Below are 16,408 nucleotides of genomic sequence, written 5' to 3' on the forward strand. Positions count from 1 at the left end.
TACTCCTGTCGTTGTGGCGGCCCGCCGGGGGAAGGGCGGCCCGCCAGTGGAAACCTCTGTACGTTCTTGCCAATCGGCGCCAGGGTGCTGCGCCGCTGCCTCGCGTGTTGCGGGGACGCTAGCAAGACGTTGCAGAGAATGGAAGGGCTTGCAGCAGTGTACGCAAGAACTTGCTCGTGAGCTAAAGTGCCGCCATGCGCGCTCGACTGTCCGACATCGCCCAGCAGGCCGAAGTCAGCGAGGCCACGGTGTCGCGGGTGCTCAACGACCGCCCCGGCGTGGCCCCCGAGACCCGGCAGGCCGTCCTCACCGCCCTCGATGTGCTCGGCTACGAACGCCCCGCCCGGCTGCGCAAGCGCAGCGCCGGGCTCGTCGGGCTGGTCGTCCCGGAACTCGACAACCCCATCTTCCCGATGTTCGCCCAGGTCATCGAGTCCACTCTGGCCCAGAGCGGGTTCACCCCGGTGCTGTGCACCCAGACCCCCGGCGGGGTCACCGAGGACGAGTACGTCGAGATGCTGCTGGACCGCCAGGTCTCCGGGATCGTCTTCGTCTCCGGCCTGCACGCCGACACCGCCGCCAACCACGACCGGTACCGCGCGCTGATCGCCCGCCCGCTGCCCGTCGTCATGATCAACGGGTACGTCCCGAACATCGCCGCCCCCTTCGTCTCCTGCGACGACGGCGAGGCCGCCGAGCTGGCCGTCGCCCACCTGGTCGCGCTCGGCCACCGCCGGATCGGCCTGATCACCGGCCCGGACCGGTTCGTCCCGGTGCAGCGCAGGGTGGCCGGCTGGCGTACCGCGATGACCCGGCTGGCCGACGCGACCGAGCTGGACCTGGAGGAGCTGGCCGAACTTTCGCTCTTCGGTGTGGAGGGCGGCGAGGCAGCCGCCGGCCGGCTGATCGAGCGCGGGGTCACCGGCGTCGTCTGCGGCTCCGACCTGATGGCGCTCGGCGCGATCCGGGCGGCCCGGCAGCGCGGCATGTCGGCTCCGCGGGACCTCTCCGTGGTCGGCTACGACGACTCCCCGCTGATGGCCTTCACCGACCCGCCGCTGACCACCATGCGCCAGCCGGTCGCCGCCATGGCGGTCGCCGCGGTGCGGGCCCTGGTCGACGAGATCAACGGCCACGCCGCGCCGCACTCGGAGTACCTGTTCCGCCCGGAGCTGGTGGTCCGGGGCTCCACCGCGGTCGTCCGCCCGGCCGGCACCACCCCGGCTCCGGGTGGGGCGCGCACCCCGGCTCCGGGTGGGGCGCGGCAGCGGCCGGCGCCGCCCACGCTCGTCGTCCCCGCCTGACTCGCGCTCGCCCTCCCCCGCCCGACCCCAGCCGTCCCGAGTTGTGGCGCTCGCACGAGTCGCCGCCCTGCCCTGAGAGCGGACCACAGCATTTCTTGCGCAAGGAATGCTTGACTCTTGCAGCCACCGGCGGCATTCTGCTCTGACACCCGCGCCTCCGGGCCCACTCCGGGTGCTCCACAGAACGGGGATCGTCACCGATGACCGACGCCACCAATCCGGCACCGCCGACCTCCGACGACGACTGGTGGCGGTCCGCGGTCGTCTACCAGGTCTACGTCCGCAGCTTCGCCGACGCCGACGGCGACGGCGTGGGTGACCTCCGGGGCATCCGGGAGCGGCTGCCGTACCTGCGTGACCTCGGGGTCGACGCGCTCTGGCTGACCCCCTTCTACACCTCGCCGCAGATCGACGCCGGCTACGACGTCGCCGACTACCGTGACGTCGACCCGCTGTTCGGCACGCTCACCGACTTCGACGCGATGATCACCGACGCGCACGCCCTGGGGCTGCGGATCATCGTCGACCTGGTACCCAACCACACCTCCAGCGCGCACCCCTGGTTCCAGGCCGCGCTGGCCGCCGGCCCGGGCTCGCCGGAGCGGGAGTTCTACCTCTTCGCCGACGGCAAGGGCGAGCGGGGCGAGCGGCCCCCGAACGACTGGGAGAGCATCTTCGGCGGCCCGGCCTGGACCCGGGTGCCGGACGGCCAGTGGTACCTGCACCTGTTCGACCCGGCCCAGCCGGACCTGAACTGGCGGCACCCACGGGTGCGCGCCGAGTTCTCCGACGTGCTCCGCTTCTGGCTGGACCGCGGCGTCGACGGGTTCCGGATCGACGTGGCACACGGGATGATCAAGGCCGAGGGGCTGCCGGACGTCGGCTTCAGTACGATGAGCACCGGCCAGCGCCAGTCCGAACTGCTCGGCAAGGGCAGCCTGCCCTACTTCGACCAGGACGAGGTACACGAGATCTACCGGGCCTGGCGGCCGATCCTGGACAGCTACCCCGGCGGCCGGATGGCCGTGGCCGAGGCCTGGGCGGAGACCCCGCAGCGGCTGGCCCGCTACATCGGCCCGGACGAGCTGCACCAGGCGTTCAGCTTCGACTTCCTCGACGCCACGTGGTCGGCCGACTCGTTCCGCAAGGTCATCGACACCGCGCTGGCGGAGTCCACCATCGTCGGCGCCCCGACCACCTGGGTGCTCTCCAACCACGACCGGCAGCGGCACGTCACCCGGTACGGCGACGGCGAGGTCGGCCTGCGCCGGGCCCGGGCCGCCGCCCTGTTGATGCTGGCCCTGCCCGGCTGCGCCTACGTCTACCAGGGCGAGGAGCTGGGCCTGCCGGAGGTGCTGGACCTCCCCGACGAGCTGCGCCAGGACCCTGCGTTCCTGCGTACCGGGCAGAGCCGCGACGGCTGCCGGGTGCCCATCCCGTGGAGCGGCGAGCTGGCCCCATACGGCTTCGGCCCGGCCGGCAGCGAGCTGAGCTGGCTGCCGGCCCCCGCGACCTGGCGTGCCCTCTCGGTGGCCGCCCAGACCGGCGTCGCCGGCTCCACGCTGGAGCTCTACCGCGCCGCGCTGCGGATCCGGCACGAGCACCCGGCGCTGGCCGGCACGACCGACGGGGTGACCTGGCTGGAGGCCGGGCCCGGCATGCTGGCCTTCCGCCGCTCCGCCGGTGGCACCACGCTGACCTGCGTGGTCAACATCAGCGGCGCCCCGGCCCTCGTCGAGGGGTACGGCCGGCCGGCCGTCGCGAGCGAGGAACTCACCGAGCAGGGATCGGGTCATCTCCTGCCGGTGGACGCAGCTGCGTGGTTCCAACGGCGCTGAGCCGGGTAACCCGCCATTGACCTGGTCGTCCGTTGTGCCCCGCGCCGACGGGCGACTGGGCTGCCGACCCCTTGTGGTGGGGGGTGAGGTGGCACCGGCGCCTCGGGGGGTCCGCTCCCCGGGGCGCCGGTGTCCGTCTCGGACGATCGGCGTCGAGGACGCCGACCTGGGGTGACGAAGGCTTCGCCGTGCCGGCCGACCCGGACCGCGGCGAGTCTGCGTGCTGGACCGGCCGCACCGGGTCAGCGGCCCTTACGCCGCAGCAGCTCGGCGATCCGGTCGAAGCCGGCCCGCAGCTCCTCCTCGCTGGGCGCGGGCAGCGGCTCGGCCGGGTGCTCCTCCCGCGCGGCGGCCTGCTCCAACTCCTCGTCGATGACGTCGGAGAAGTCACCGTAGAGATCGGACTCGTCGATCCGGGCTGCCTCGTCCGCGGCGGCGAGCTGCGCGGCGGCGATCTCGCCGCGCACCTCGTCGGCCGACAACGCCGGCACCAACGGCTCGACCACCGCCATCAGCTGTTCCTCGGCCACCACCGCCTCGGCCAGGGCCAGCGCGTGCGGGCGCTCGTACGGGCCGCAGACCACGGGCTCCCACTCCGCCGGGTCGCCGAGCGGGCCGAACGTGATGATCCACGGCAGGCCGAGCATCGGCGAGTCGTCCGGCAGGTCCAACGTCACGAGTGCGCCCACGCGCTCATCATGGCCGGTCACGGCGGAGAGGTGAGTGGCATTTGCCGCAACTGCCGGTTCGCGCATCGTCGGTTTTCCTGACCTCTCCGCCCAGTCCCGGCCGTGCGGCTCCGCCCAGGTCCCGGCCGTGCGGCTCAGCCCGGTCGGGCGGCGTCGAGGGCGGCGCGGACCAGGGCCAGCGCCCGGTCCGGCGGCACGCCGAGCCGCACCGCCTCGTCGGCGTACCGGGCCGCGGCCCGCTGCAACCGGTCGGTCGCGTCGTCGCGGCCCGGCGCGACGTACGTCCCGTGCCGCCCCCGGGTCTCCAGCAGCCCGGCCGCCTCCAGCTCCCGGTACGCCCGGGCCACCGTGTTCGCCGCCAGCCCCAGCTCGGCGGCGAACTGGCGCACCGGGGGCAGCCGGGTGCCCACCGGCAGCCGCCCGTCGCCCACCATCGCCGCCAACTGCCCGCGTACCTGCTCGTACGGGGGCACCGTCGACCCCGGGTCGATCTCGATCAGCACGTCAGCCCGCTCCTCCCGGGGTACCCGGACCGGTGTCCGGCTCCAGCTCGACGTCGAGGTCCGCCGGGACGGGCCCGTCGGAGAGGTCGACCACCCGCCCGTGCCGGCTGGTCGCGGCGAGCGCCGCGCCGAAGAGCACCATCTGGTTGAGCAGGTACAGGTAGAGCAGCAGCCCCACCGCACCGGCCACCACCGTGTATGCCGGGTTCCGCTCGGTGCGCACCACGTAGTAGCGCCCGACGGTGTTGAGCAGCGTGATCCCCACCGCGACGATCAGCACCACCGGCCGCAGCCGCCGGCGGCTCATCCGCAGCCGGGGCACCGCCACCAGCAGCGCCGTCGCCAGCACCGCGTTGACCAGCACGCTGAGCACCGCGCTGACCGTGGTCAGCCCGACCGAGCCGGTGGCCCGCAGCAGGAAGCGCAGCAGGGACTCCAGGGCGTCGACGGCGACCACCGACACGCCGAGCATCACGAAGACCAGCACCAGCACGCCCAGGTCGACCAGGCGGCGCACCACCAGGTTTCCGGGCTGCTGGTTGAAGCCGTACATCAGCCGCTGCGAGGAGCGGATCGCCTCCACCCAGCCGATCCCGGTGAAGACCAGGATGACCAGGCCGGCCACCCCGACCGCGTTGCTGCTCTCCGCGATCTTCGCCGGGTCGAGGAACGGCAGGTTCTCCCGCAGGAAGCCGGCCGCGGCCGCGCTGACGTCGTCGTTGTCCTCCACGATCGCCCCGAAGATCGAGTACGCCACCAGGGCGAGCGCGAAGACCGCGAAGAAGCCGTAGTAGGCGATCGCCGCGGCCAGCCGTCCGCCCAGCACGTTCCCGTAGAGGTCGATCGCCCGCCACAGGTGGTCGAAGCGGGGCCACCGGTGCCGGGCCGCGGTGAACCGGCGGTCGATCCCGGCCGTCAGCCGGCCCCACGCGTCCACCACGTCATCCTCGCCGATCTCCCGCCCGCTGGCGGGCATGTGGCCACCCGGCCCCGGTCAGCCGCCGAGCCGGAAGTCCCGGCGCGGTTGCCACCGGGTCTCGCCGCTGTGCGAGAAGAGGGTGAACGAGTCGACCTCGAACATGGCCGAGAAGTCGGCCAGGTCCTCGTACGCCCGGTCCAACGCGTCGGGCGCGACGTCCTGCGCGACGGTGACGTGCGGGTGGTACGGGAAGCGGGCCTGCCGGTGCAGCTCCGGCGCGGCGTTGATGGCGGCGGCGAGCACCTCGCACTCGCTGATCCCGGCGGCCACCGCCACGAAGACCACCTGGGTCACCGGCCGGAACGTGCCGGTGCCCCGCAGGTGCAGGGTGAACGGCAGGTGCGCGGCGGCGACCCGGGCCAGGTGCTCCTCGACCGCCGGCAGCGCCGCCACCGGGATCTCGGTGGGCCCGAGCAGCGTCACGTGCGCCGGAACCACCTGCGGGTCGCCCGCCTCGACCCGGCGCCGGGTGAGCATGCCGCCCCACGGCTCCGGGACGTCCACCGCGATCCCGATCTGGATGGTGCCGCCGGCCACCGGCGCCCCGTCCCTGCGCTCCACGCTCCGCGCCACCCCTCCACCCGTACCCGTCAGCCCCGGGGCCGTTACTCGAAGCGGACCGGCGGGAAGAACCCGATCCGGTCGTACGCCGCCCGCAGCGTCGGCCCGGCGATCGCGCGGGCCCTCTCCGCGCCGGCCGCGAGCAGCTTGTCCAGCTGCGCCGGGTCGTCGAGGTAGGCGTTGGTGCGCTCCTGGATCGGGGTGACGAACTCCCGGACCACCTCGCCGAGGTCCTTCTTGAGGTCCCCGTAGCCCTTGCCGGCGTACGCGGCGACCAGGTCGTCGATGCCCCGACCGGAGAGCGCCGAGTAGATGGTCAGCAGGTTGGAGACGCCCGGCTTGGTCTCGGTGTCGAAGACGATCTCGCGGCCGGTGTCGGTGACCGCTGAGCGGATCTTCTTGGCCGAGCGGGCCGGATCCTCCAGCAGGTCGATGATGCCGGCCGGCGAGGAGGACGACTTGGACATCTTGGCCGTCGGGTCCTGCAGGTCGGTGATCTTCGCGGTGTCCTTGACGATGTGCGGCGCGGGCATCGTGAAGGTCGGGCCGAACAGCGAGTTGAACCGCTGGGCCAGATCGCGGGAGAGCTCCAGGTGCTGGCGCTGGTCCTCGCCGACCGGCACCGCGTCGGCCTGGTAGAGCAGGATGTCGGCGGCCTGCAGGATCGGGTACGTGAAGAGGCCGACGCTGGCCCGTTCGCTGCCCTGCTTCTGCGACTTGTCCTTGAACTGGGTCATCCGGCTGGCCTCGCCGAAGCCGGTGATGCAGCCCAGCACCCAGGCCAGCTGCGAGTGCTCGGGCACCTGCGACTGGACGAAGAGGGCGCTGCGGTCGGGGTCGAGCCCCACCGCGAAGAGCTGCGCGGCGGCCACCCGGGACCGCTGCTTCAGCACGGCCGGGTCGTGTCCCGCGGTGATCGCGTGCAGGTCGACCACGCAGTAGAACGCCTCGTGGGTCTCCTGGAGCGCCACCCAGTGCCGCACCGCGCCGAGGTAGTTGCCGAGGTGGAACGAGTCGGCCGTCGGCTGGATGCCGGAGAAGACGCGTGGCCGTGCGGGAACGTCGGACATGCCGGCAATTCTGTCAGCAACGCCGGGCGTACGTCATGACGGGCCGGCGGGTCGGCTCGCCGCCGGCCCGGCGGGGGCGGTGACCTCGCGTCGCTGCTCGGGCAGGCGCGCGGCGGAGACCGCCACCCGGGACACCCGGCGCCCCTCCAGGGCCAGCACCCGCAGCAGCCAGCCGCCGACCGGCTCGTCCGGCGCGGCGGCGTCGGCCGGGGACACCGGCACCTCGTCGCCGGCCACCGGCAGCCGGCCGAGCGCCGCCATCAGGTAGCCGCCGACCGTCTCGTACGGCCCGACGGGCAGTGGCACCCCGGTGCGCTCGGCGAAGTCGGCGAGGTTGAGCCGGCCGTCCACCACGGCGGGCAGGCCGGCGTGCACGGGCTCGGGGGCGGCGTCGTACTCGTCGTGGATCTCCCCGATCAGCTCCTCGATCAGGTCCTCCAGGGTGACGATGCCGGCGGTCCCGCCGTACTCGTCGACCACCACCGCCAGGTGGTGCCGTTCCCGCCGCATCTCGGTCAGCGCGGCGAGCACCCGCTTGCTGCCCGGCAGCTGTTTGACCTCGCGGGTCAGCTCGCCGACGGTGGTGCACGGGTCGAGGTCGGGGCGGAGCAGCACGTCCCGTAGGTGCACGAAGCCGACCACGTCGTCGTGGGTGCCGTCGACCACCGGGTAGCGGGTGTGCGTCTCGGCCCGGACCACCCGCTCGGCCTCGGCGATGCTCAGCCCGGCGGAGAGGAAGACGACCTCGGTGCGGGGCATCATCACCTCGCGGACCAGGCTCGCGCCGGCGACCAGCACCTCGTCGATGATCCGCCGCTCGTCCGGGTCGAGCAGGGTGTTGGCCGCGACCAGGTCGCGCAACTCGTCCTCGCTGATCCGTTCCCGACCGGCCGCCGGGCTGGCCCCGAGCAGGTCGGTGACGCGGCGGATGGCGCCGTCGGCGGCGCGGACCACGAGCCGGGCGACCGTCCGGGCGACCGGCCCGGGTCGGCGTCGGGCCTGCCCCGACGCGCGCCGGCGCAGCCCGGGACCGCCCGCTTCCCGCATGGAAGTGATGGTAAGGCTGCGGGTCACCGACGGCGGCCGATGTTCGTATCTGTTCAGTCGTGAAGGTTCATGATGGAATGATGTGGGCCGCGACGCTGAGCGCGCGCACTGCGTGCGGCCGTAGGGTGATCACGAACGGCCGCGACGGGACGCGGCCAGGCAGGAGGACCCGACGTGAAACTGCTCGTCACCGGCGGCGCTGGCTTCATCGGCAGCGTGGTGACCCGGATGCTGCTCGACAACGGCCACGACGTGACGGTCCTGGACGACCTGCGCACCGGCCACCTGGCGGCGCTCGCGCCCGAGGCCACCCACGTCGACCTGCCCGTCCACGAGGCCGCCCGGGTGCTCACCCCCGAGGCCGGCTTCGACGGGGTGCTGCACCTCGCCGCGCTGATCGCCGCCGGCGAGTCGATGGTCCGGCCGGAGCTGTACTGGCACGCCAACACCGTCAGCTCGATCGCCCTGATCGACGCGGTCCGGGCCGCCCGGGTGCCCCGGCTGATCTTCTCCTCCACCGCCGCCGTCTACGGCAACCCGACCGAGCTGCCCATCCCGGAGACCGCCGTCAAGGCCCCCACCAACACGTACGGGGCCACCAAGCTCGCCGTCGACCTGGCGCTCACCTCCGAGGCGATCGCCCACGACCTGGCCGCCGTCTCGCTGCGCTACTTCAACGTCGCCGGGGCGTACCTGCGCGGCGACGTCGCGCTCGGCGAGCGGCACGACCCGGAGACCCACCTGATCCCGATCGCGTTGGACGTCGCCGCCGACCGGCGGGAGAAGCTCCAGCTCTTCGGCGACGACTACCCCACCGTCGACGGCACCTGCGTACGCGACTACATCCACGTGGCGGACCTGGCCCGGGCCCACCTGCTGGCGCTCAGCGCCGCCGTGCCCGGCCGGCACCGGATCTACAACCTGGGCAACGGCAACGGCTTCACCGTCAAGCAGGTGGTCGACGTGGTCCGCGAGGTCACCGGCCACCCGGTGCCGGTCGAGGTGTCCCCGCGCCGCGAGGGCGACCCGGTCGAGCTGGTCGCCTCCTCGGCGCTGGCCCGCGAGGAGCTGGGCTGGACGCCGGAGAAGCCGACCCTGCACGACATGGTCGGCGACGCCTGGGCCTTCTACCGGGCGCACGTGCTGGGTCAGCGGTGAACGGGCCGGCCGTGAGCACCGCACCACCGGCGGCCGCGTCGGGCGACGTCGCGGACCGCGCCGCCGCCGGCTTCCGCGCCGGGTACGGCGAGGCGCCCGCCGGCCGCTGGGCGGCTCCCGGCCGGGCCAACCTGATCGGCGAGCACACCGACTACAACGACGGCTTCGTGCTCCCCTTCGCGCTGACCCTGCGGACCGTGGTCGCCGCCGCCCCGCAGCCCGGTGAGCGGTGGACGGTCCGGTCGGAGCTCTCCGACACGCCCGTGGAGTTCGGCGCCGCCGAGGTCGGCGAGCCGGGCCGGGTCACCGGTTGGGGCGCATACGTCGCCGGGGTGGTCTGGGCGCTGCGCGAAGCCGGGCACCGGGTTCCCGGGGCCCGCATCGCGATCGCCTCCGACGTGCCGCTCGGCTCCGGGCTCTCCTCCTCGGCGGCCCTGGAGGCGGCCGTGCTCGCCGCCCTGGTCGACCTCGGCGGGCTGGACCTGCCCGCCGAGAAGCGGCCTCGACTGGCCCAGCGGGCCGAGAACGCCTACGTCGGCGCGCCGACCGGGATCATGGACCAGTCCGCGGTGATCCGCTGCCGTCCGGGGCATGTCCTCTTCCTGGACTGCCGCACCGAGGCCGTCGAACACATCCCGTTCGACCTCGACGCCGCCGGGCTGGCCGTGCTCGTCGTCGACAGCCGCGCCCCGCACCGGCACGTCGACGGCGAGTACGCCGCCCGCCGCGCGGCCTGCGAGCGGGCCGCCTCGCTGCTCGGGGTGCCGGCGCTGCGCGACGTCGCGGTGGCCGACCTCGACGGCGCGCTGGCCCGGCTCGACGACGAGGAGATCCGCCGCCGGGTCCGGCACGTGGTCACCGAGGACCAGCGGGTCCTGGACACCGTCGGCCTGCTCCGCGCCGGCCGGATACGCGAGATCGGACCGCTGCTCACCGCCTCGCACGTCTCGATGCGGGACGACTTCGAGATCACCGTCCCGGAGATCGACACCGCGGTCGAGGCGGCCCTCGCGGCCGGCGCGCTCGGCGCCCGGATGACCGGCGGCGGCTTCGGCGGCTGCGTCCTCGCCCTGGTCGAGGCCGACCAGGCCGACCCCGTGGCCCGCGCTGTGGCGCAGGCGTACGCCGACCGCGGCTTCCCCGCCCCCCGCACCGTCCTCCCCGCCCCCTAATCCCCTCCCTACTCCCGCGTCGCGGCGCCTTCTTACCCGGAAAGAGTGGCTATTCGCGCTGGAACAGCCACTCTTTCCGGGAAAGTGCGGTGTCGGAGGCCGGTCAGGCGGTGTCGACGATCATGGCGGCGGCGACCGTGCGGTTGGTGGCTTCGTCGATGATCACGAAGCCGCCGGTGGTGCGGTTGCGGCGGTACTCGTCGGCCAGCAGCGGCACGGTGGTGCGCAGCCGGACCCGGCCGATCTCGTTCAGCTTCAGCTCGCCGGCCGCCTCGTCCCGGTGCAGGGTGTTGATGTCCAGCCGGTAGTGCAGGCCGCGTACGATCGCCCGGGCGGACCGGGTGGTGTGCTTGATCGCGTACTTGCCGCCGACCTGGAGCGGGCGGGTCTCGTCCATCCAGCAGACCATCGCCTCGATGTCCTGCGAGACCGCCGGGGAGTTGTTCGGCCGGCAGATCATGTCGCCCCGCGAGATGTCGATCTCGTCCGCCAGGCGGACGGTCACCGACATCGGCGGGAACGCCTCGCCCACCGGGCCGTCCGCCGTCTCCACCGAGGCGATCCGGCTGGTGAAGCCGGACGGCAGCACCATCACCTCGTCCCCCGGCTTGAGCACGCCCGAGGCCACCTGGCCGGCGTAGCCGCGGTAGTCGGTGACGGTGGTGGACTGCGGGCGGATCACGTACTGCACCGGGAACCGCACGTCGACCAGGTTGCGGTCGGAGGCGATGTGCACCCGCTCCAGGTGGTGCAGCAGCGACGGCCCCTCGTACCAGGGCATGTTCTCCGAGCGGGTGACGATGTTGTCGCCCTTCAGCGCGGAGATCGGCACCACGGTCAGGTCCGGCACGTCGAGCTTCGCGGCGAACGCGGTGAACTCGTCGGCGATCCGCTCGAAGACCTCCTGCGAGAAGTCGACCAGGTCCATCTTGTTGACGCAGAGCACCAGATGCGGCACCCGCAGCAGCGAGCAGAGGAAGGCGTGCCGGCGGGACTGCTCCACCAGGCCCCTGCGGGCGTCCACCAGAATCAGCGCCAGGTCGGCGGTGGAGGCGCCGGTGACCATGTTCCGGGTGTACTGGATGTGCCCCGGGGTGTCGGCGATGATGAACTTCCGCCGCGGGGTGGCGAAGTAGCGGTACGCCACGTCGATGGTAATGCCCTGCTCCCGCTCGGCGCGCAGGCCGTCGGTGAGCAGCGCCAGGTTGGTGTACTCGTCGCCCCGGGCCGCGCTGACCGCCTCCACCGCGGCGAGCTGGTCGGTGAAGAGCGACTTGGTGTCGTACAGCAGCCGGCCGATCAGGGTCGACTTGCCGTCGTCCACACTGCCGGCGGTGGCGAAGCGGAGCAGGTCCATCGGCCGGGCCTCCGGCCCGGCCCCGGTGGCAGCCCGGGCGTCCGTCGCGCCGTCGGCCGGGGCCACGGTCTCGGTGGTCATCAGAAGTAGCCCTCCCGCTTGCGGTCCTCCATGGCGGCCTCGCTGACCCGGTCGTCACCGCGGGTCGCGCCGCGCTCGGTGATCCGCGTGGCGGCCACCTCTTCGATCACCTTCTCCACCGTGTCGGCGTCCGAGCGGACGGCCGCGGTGCAGGAGGCGTCGCCCACGGTGCGGTAGCGCACCCGGGCCTTGAACCGCTCCTCCCCCGCGCGGGGGCGGAAGAACTCGTTCACCGCGTAGAGCATGTCGTCGCGCTCGACCACCTCGCGCTCGTGCGCGTAGTAGATCGAGGGCAGCGGGATGCGCTCGCGGGCGATGTAGTGCCAGACGTCCAGCTCGGTCCAGTTGGACAGCGGGAAGACCCGGATCGACTCGCCCGGGTGGTGCCGGCCGTTGTAGAGCGACCACAGCTCCGGACGCTGGTTCTTCGGGTCCCACTGGCCGAACTCGTCGCGGAAGCTGAACACACGCTCCTTGGCGCGGGCCTTCTCCTCGTCGCGCCGCGCGCCGCCGAAGAGCGCGTCGAAGCGGTGCTTCTCCACCGCGTCCAGGAGCACCGGGGTCTGGATCCGGTTGCGCATCCCGTCGCCGGACTCGCGGACCATGCCGCTGGCCAGGGCCTCCGGCACGCTGGCCACGACCAGGTGCAGGCCCAGCGCGGCGACCCGCTGGTCGCGGTATTCCAGGACCTCGGGGAAGTTGTGCCCGGTGTCCACGTGCATGACCGGGAAGGGGATGTTGGCCGGGGCGAACGCCTTCTGGGCCAACCGGAGCATGACGATCGAGTCCTTGCCGCCGGAGAAGAGCAGCACCGGGCGCTCCATCTCCGCGACCACCTCGCGCATCACGAAGATGCTCTCCGCCTCCAGCGCGTCGAGGTGGGACACCTGGTAGAAGCGGGCGGGGGCGGTCATGACACGGTCTTGATCGGCGCGGATCCGCTCATGGATTCCAGACCTTTCCGGTCGGATACATCAAGAACAAGCGCTCAGGTTACCCGGAATGTCTCTGCAGCGCTGCAAGCAACCGGGTGGCGAGATCCTTGCGGCAGACCAGCAGGTCCGGCAGGCGCGGATCCGCCTCGTTGTATTTCAGCGCAGAACCGTCGATCCGGGAAGCGTGCAGGCCGGTGGCCGTCGCCACAGCGACCGGGGCTGCCGAGTCCCACTCGTACTGGCCGCCGGCATGGATGTAGCCGTCCACCTCACCGGTCACCACCGCCGCGATCTTCGCGCCCGCCGAACCCATCGGCACCAGGTGCGCGCCCACGTCCTCCGCCAGGTCGGTCAGGAACACCGGCGGCCGGCTCCGGCTCGCCGCCAGGCGCAGCGTCCGCCCGCCACCCGAGGTCGCCGCCTCCAACGTCATCGGCGGGTACGCCGGCGGATGGTCCGTGCCGAGCACCCGGTGCTGCGCCGGCAGCCCCACCGCACCCGCCACCAGCCCGTGCGGCGTCGGCGCGTTGCGCGCCCAGAGCGCCACGTGCACCGCCCAGTCCGAGCGCCCATCCTCGGAGAACTCCCGGGTGCCGTCCAGCGGATCGACGATCCACACCCGGTCGGCGGTCAACCGGGACACCGCCCCGGGGTTCACCTCCGCCGCCCAGGCCAGCCGCGAGCCCTCGTCCTCCTCGGAGAGCACCGCGTCACCGGGCCGCCACTTCGCCAACTCGGTGCGGATCAGGTCGTGCGAGACCTTGTCTCCCGCCGACTTCAACGCGCCGGCGTCGGCGAAGCCCATCTCGGCCCGCAACCCCAGCAACGCCTGCCCGGCCCGCGCCGCCAGCCACCGGGCGAACGCGCCGTCGATCATCGGAGGACTGCCCACGTGCGCGCTCCCGTCGCCCAGCACGATCGGCGGCGCCGGTCACGCCACGCCAGAAGGCGCAGACTACCGGCCGGAGCAGCCCCTTCCCGGTACGCCCCGCCCTCAGGCCCCGTGGTAGGCGTTCTGCGTCGGCTCCACGCCCTTGGTGACCACCGACTCCACCACGTCCGCCGCCCGGTCCACGAGGAACTCCAACTCCTTGCGCTCCGCGGCGCCGAAATCCGACAGGACGTAGTCCGCCGGGTCCTGCCGCCCCGGCGGCCGGCCGATGCCGAACCGCACCCGGACGTAGTCCTTCGTCCCCAGCGACTTCGACATCGAGCGCAGGCCGTTGTGCCCACCCTCCCCGCCGCCGATCTTGATGCGCAGCTGGCCGTACGGGATGTCCAGCTCGTCGTGCACCGCGACCACCCGCTCGGCGGGAATCTTGTGGAACTGGGCCAGCCCGGCCACCGGACCGCCCGAGAGGTTCATGTACGTCAGCGGCTTGACCAGCACCAGCTTCGGCCCGCCGAACCCCAGCCGTCCCTCGGCGACCTCCGCCACCGCCCGCTTGGGCCGGCCGAACCGCGCGCCCACCCGGCCCGCCAGCAGGTCGGCGACCATGAAGCCGACGTTGTGCCGATTACCGGCGTACTCCCGACCGGGGTTGCCCAGGCCGACCACCAGCCACGGCCCCGCCTCGTCCGTCACGTCCCGTCCCTCCCGCCCGCCGCATCAGCGCCGCACGTGTCCCGATACGCCGGCAGGCGCCCCCGGTGTCCGCCGGGAGCGCCTGCCACAAACGATGATGCGAACCGATCAGGCCTCGGTCCGCGCCTCGGCGCTCTCCTCGCCCCCGGCGACGGCCGGAGCGCCGACCTCGGCGCCCTCGGAGGACTCGGCGGTCTCCTCGCCGACCCCGGCCTCGACCTCCTCGTCGGCCACCTCGATCTCGGGCAGGGTCGCCTCGAGCTGCTCGGCGGTCGGGGCGGCGGTCACCGAGGCGACGGCCAGCTCCGAGTCGGCGGCCAGCTCGACGCCGGCCGGCAGCTCGACGTCGGCGGCGGTCACCTGGGTGCCGGCCTCCAGGCCCTCGATCGAGGCCTCCAGGTGGTCCGGCACCTTGGTCGCGTCGGCGGTCACCGACAGGGTGTCGTGGTCGTGCACGATCAGGGTGTCCTTGGCGGCCTCACCGACCAGCTGGACCGGAACCTCGACGGTGACCTTCTCGCCCCGGCGCACCAGCAGCAGGTCGACGTGCTCGAAGCTGTCCTTGATCGGGTCACGCTGGATCGCCTTCGGCAGCGCCAGCACCTGGGTGCCGTCGCTGACCTCGATCGCGAAGAGCTGGTTCGCGCCGCCCTTGCGGATCGCGGCGGCGAACTCGCGGGCCGGAAGCGCGATGTGCTTGGGCTTCTCGCCGTGGCCGTACAGCACGGCGGGCACCTTGCCGGCCCGGCGGGTACGACGGGCACCACCCTTGCCGAACTCGGTACGGGGCTCGGCGCTGATCTTTACCTCGGACACGGGGAAACTCCTGATGCTTTCGCGGCGGCGGCTTGTCGTCTTGCGGTGCCGGGGCGAGGGGCTCGCTGGGGCTCATGCGTCATGAACGACTGCCCGGAGCACCGCGTCGATGACGGTGCCTCCGTGCGGCGCTCTTCAGCGGCCCGCCGGGCACCCTCGCCGTGGCAACCGCACCAGTCTACCCGAACTGATTCCGCGGTCGCCGGCAGTCCCCTCCTCACCGTTCCCGCCGGCGCGCCGGCCAGCGGGAACGGTGCCGCACCGCGGTCACCGCCGCGGCGCGAAGGTCAGCTCAGGCCGCCGAAGAGGGTGGTCACCGACCCGTCGTCGAAGACCTCGCGGATCGCCCGCGCCAGCAGCGGCGCGATCGACAGCTCGGTGAGCTTGTCGAGCTGCTTCTCCGGCGGGATCGGCAGCGTGTTCATCACCACGACCTCGCTGATCGGGCTGTTCTTCAGCCGCTCGGTCGCCGGGTCCGACAGCAGGGCGTGGGTGGCGGCGACGACGATCTCGGCCGCGCCGGACTCCTTCAGGATCTCGGCGGCCTTGGCGATCGTGCCACCCGTGTCGATCATGTCGTCGACGATCAGGCAGACCCGTCCCTCGACCTCACCGACCACCCGGTTCGCCACCACCTGGTTCGGCTTCATCGGGTCCCGCGTCTTGTGGATGAACGCCAGCGGGCACCCACCCAGCCGGTCGGTCCACCGCTCGGCCACCCGTACCCGGCCGGAGTCCGGCGCGACCACGGTCATCGGCCGGCCGGCGAACTTGCGTTCCACGTACTCGGCGAGGATGTCCATCGCGAAGAGGTGATCCACCGGGCCGTCGAAGAAGCCCTGGATCTGGGCGGTGTGCAGGTCGACCGTGAGGATGCGGTTCGCCCCGGCGGTCTTCAGCAGGTCGGCGATCAGCCGGGCGGAGATCGGCTCCCGGCCGCGGTGCTTCTTGTCCTGCCGGGCATACGGGTAGAACGGCAGCACCACGGTGATCCGCTTGGCCGAACCGCGCTTCAGCGCGTCGATCATGATCAGGGTCTCCATGACCCAGGTGTTCACCCCGTGCGTGACGGACTGCACCACGAAGGCGTCCGAACCACGCACCGAGTCCTTGAACCGTACGAAGATCTCGCCGTTGGCGAACTCGTACGCGTCGGAAGGCGTCGGCGCGACGCCGAGCACCTCACCGATCTCCTTGGCCAGCTCCGGAAAGCCACGTCCGGAGAAGAGCATCAGGCTCTTGCGGTTTTCGGCGACGATGCTGCCCATGGGCCCGTCTGCTCCCGTTGGTCGGTGGTTCCCGGCGGCGGTGTG

General features: G+C 72.6%; 16 protein-coding genes. 4 read left to right on the top strand and 12 right to left on the bottom strand.

What is annotated here, in order from left to right:
- Positions 1–194 precede the first annotated feature (194 nt).
- Positions 195–1,304 (top strand): LacI family DNA-binding transcriptional regulator, encoded by a 1,110-nt coding sequence (locus tag ABZ807_RS04495; protein WP_357152766.1) that lies wholly within the window; start codon positions 195–197, stop codon positions 1,302–1,304.
- Positions 1,305–1,504: 200 nt separating this feature from the next.
- Entirely contained in the window at positions 1,505–3,142 is a 1,638-nt protein-coding gene (locus ABZ807_RS04500; protein ID WP_357152769.1) for a glycoside hydrolase family 13 protein, read from the top strand.
- A 242-nt stretch (positions 3,143–3,384) separates the two neighbouring features.
- Here ABZ807_RS04500 and ABZ807_RS04505 read toward each other — a convergent pair whose 3' ends face one another.
- The 6 genes from ABZ807_RS04505 to ABZ807_RS04530 all read right to left on the bottom strand — a co-directional run bounded on the left by ABZ807_RS04505 (position 3,385) and on the right by ABZ807_RS04530 (position 7,991).
- Positions 3,385–3,831 (bottom strand): hypothetical protein, encoded by a 447-nt coding sequence (locus tag ABZ807_RS04505; protein WP_357152771.1) that lies wholly within the window; start codon positions 3,829–3,831, stop codon positions 3,385–3,387.
- A 134-nt stretch (positions 3,832–3,965) separates the two neighbouring features.
- Positions 3,966–4,334: a GntR family transcriptional regulator gene (locus tag ABZ807_RS04510; RefSeq protein WP_357108151.1), complete on the bottom strand. Its 369-nt coding sequence runs from the start codon at positions 4,332–4,334 to the stop codon at positions 3,966–3,968.
- A 1-nt stretch (position 4,335) separates the two neighbouring features.
- Positions 4,336–5,271, bottom strand: a complete 936-nt coding sequence (locus ABZ807_RS04515; protein ID WP_357153078.1) for a YihY/virulence factor BrkB family protein — start codon at positions 5,269–5,271, stop codon at positions 4,336–4,338.
- Positions 5,272–5,328: 57 nt separating this feature from the next.
- Positions 5,329–5,874, bottom strand: a complete 546-nt coding sequence (locus ABZ807_RS04520) for a 2'-5' RNA ligase family protein (protein ID WP_357152773.1) — start codon at positions 5,872–5,874, stop codon at positions 5,329–5,331.
- Between the two features lie 44 nt (positions 5,875–5,918).
- Positions 5,919–6,944 carry a tryptophan--tRNA ligase gene (gene trpS, locus ABZ807_RS04525; protein ID WP_357152775.1) on the bottom strand — a complete coding sequence of 342 codons (1,026 nt, stop codon included), beginning with the start codon at positions 6,942–6,944 and terminating at the stop codon, positions 5,919–5,921.
- Between the two features lie 33 nt (positions 6,945–6,977).
- A complete protein-coding gene (locus ABZ807_RS04530; RefSeq protein WP_357152777.1) occupies positions 6,978–7,991 on the bottom strand; it encodes a hemolysin family protein in 1,014 nt (337 codons plus the stop codon).
- 228 nt (positions 7,992–8,219) lie between these two features.
- Between ABZ807_RS04530 and galE the strand changes: the two genes are divergently transcribed.
- Together galE and galK are read left to right on the top strand one after the other, a co-directional pair.
- Positions 8,220–9,149, top strand: a complete 930-nt coding sequence (galE, locus tag ABZ807_RS04535) for a UDP-glucose 4-epimerase GalE (protein ID WP_357153080.1) — start codon at positions 8,220–8,222, stop codon at positions 9,147–9,149.
- A gap of 11 nt (positions 9,150–9,160) precedes the next feature.
- Positions 9,161–10,321 (top strand): galactokinase, encoded by a 1,161-nt coding sequence (galK, locus tag ABZ807_RS04540; protein WP_357152779.1) that lies wholly within the window; start codon positions 9,161–9,163, stop codon positions 10,319–10,321.
- Between the two features lie 103 nt (positions 10,322–10,424).
- Here the strand turns inward: galK and ABZ807_RS04545 are convergent, their stop codons facing one another.
- The 6 genes from ABZ807_RS04545 to ABZ807_RS04570 all read right to left on the bottom strand — a co-directional run bounded on the left by ABZ807_RS04545 (position 10,425) and on the right by ABZ807_RS04570 (position 16,363).
- Positions 10,425–11,678 (bottom strand): GTP-binding protein, encoded by a 1,254-nt coding sequence (locus ABZ807_RS04545; protein ID WP_357153082.1) that lies wholly within the window; start codon positions 11,676–11,678, stop codon positions 10,425–10,427.
- Positions 11,679–11,758: 80 nt separating this feature from the next.
- Complete coding sequence (gene cysD / locus ABZ807_RS04550) at positions 11,759–12,673, bottom strand: sulfate adenylyltransferase subunit CysD (RefSeq protein ID WP_357152781.1); 915 nt, start codon at positions 12,671–12,673, stop codon at positions 11,759–11,761.
- A 79-nt stretch (positions 12,674–12,752) separates the two neighbouring features.
- A complete protein-coding gene (locus ABZ807_RS04555) occupies positions 12,753–13,571 on the bottom strand; it encodes an inositol monophosphatase family protein (protein ID WP_357153084.1) in 819 nt (272 codons plus the stop codon).
- A gap of 117 nt (positions 13,572–13,688) precedes the next feature.
- Positions 13,689–14,279 (bottom strand): aminoacyl-tRNA hydrolase, encoded by a 591-nt coding sequence (pth, locus tag ABZ807_RS04560; protein ID WP_357152784.1) that lies wholly within the window; start codon positions 14,277–14,279, stop codon positions 13,689–13,691.
- Between the two features lie 108 nt (positions 14,280–14,387).
- Positions 14,388–15,095: a 50S ribosomal protein L25/general stress protein Ctc gene (locus tag ABZ807_RS04565; protein ID WP_357152787.1), complete on the bottom strand. Its 708-nt coding sequence runs from the start codon at positions 15,093–15,095 to the stop codon at positions 14,388–14,390.
- 287 nt (positions 15,096–15,382) lie between these two features.
- Positions 15,383–16,363: a ribose-phosphate diphosphokinase gene (locus ABZ807_RS04570; RefSeq protein WP_357152789.1), complete on the bottom strand. Its 981-nt coding sequence runs from the start codon at positions 16,361–16,363 to the stop codon at positions 15,383–15,385.
- Positions 16,364–16,408: the final 45 nt, after the last annotated feature.

Source organism: Micromonospora sp. NPDC047548, from assembly GCF_040642975.1.
GTDB lineage: Bacteria > Actinomycetota > Actinomycetes > Mycobacteriales > Micromonosporaceae > Micromonospora.

What these genes read in the sequence shown, in the direction of transcription:
- ABZ807_RS04495 (WP_357152766.1), top strand. Translation starts at nt 195, where the DNA reads ATGCGCGCTCGACTGTCCGACATCGCCCAGCAGGCCGAAGTCAGCGAG.
- ABZ807_RS04500 (WP_357152769.1), top strand. Translation starts at nt 1,505, where the DNA reads ATGACCGACGCCACCAATCCGGCACCGCCGACCTCCGACGACGACTGG.
- trpS (WP_357152775.1), bottom strand. Translation starts at nt 6,944, where the DNA reads ATGTCCGACGTTCCCGCACGGCCACGCGTCTTCTCCGGCATCCAGCCG.
- ABZ807_RS04530 (WP_357152777.1), bottom strand. Translation starts at nt 7,991, where the DNA reads ATGCGGGAAGCGGGCGGTCCCGGGCTGCGCCGGCGCGCGTCGGGGCAG.
- galE (WP_357153080.1), top strand. Translation starts at nt 8,220, where the DNA reads ATGCTGCTCGACAACGGCCACGACGTGACGGTCCTGGACGACCTGCGC.
- ABZ807_RS04545 (WP_357153082.1), bottom strand. Translation starts at nt 11,678, where the DNA reads ATGGACCTGCTCCGCTTCGCCACCGCCGGCAGTGTGGACGACGGCAAG.
- cysD (WP_357152781.1), bottom strand. Translation starts at nt 12,673, where the DNA reads ATGACCGCCCCCGCCCGCTTCTACCAGGTGTCCCACCTCGACGCGCTG.
- ABZ807_RS04555 (WP_357153084.1), bottom strand. Translation starts at nt 13,571, where the DNA reads ATGATCGACGGCGCGTTCGCCCGGTGGCTGGCGGCGCGGGCCGGGCAG.
- ABZ807_RS04570 (WP_357152789.1), bottom strand. Translation starts at nt 16,363, where the DNA reads ATGGGCAGCATCGTCGCCGAAAACCGCAAGAGCCTGATGCTCTTCTCC.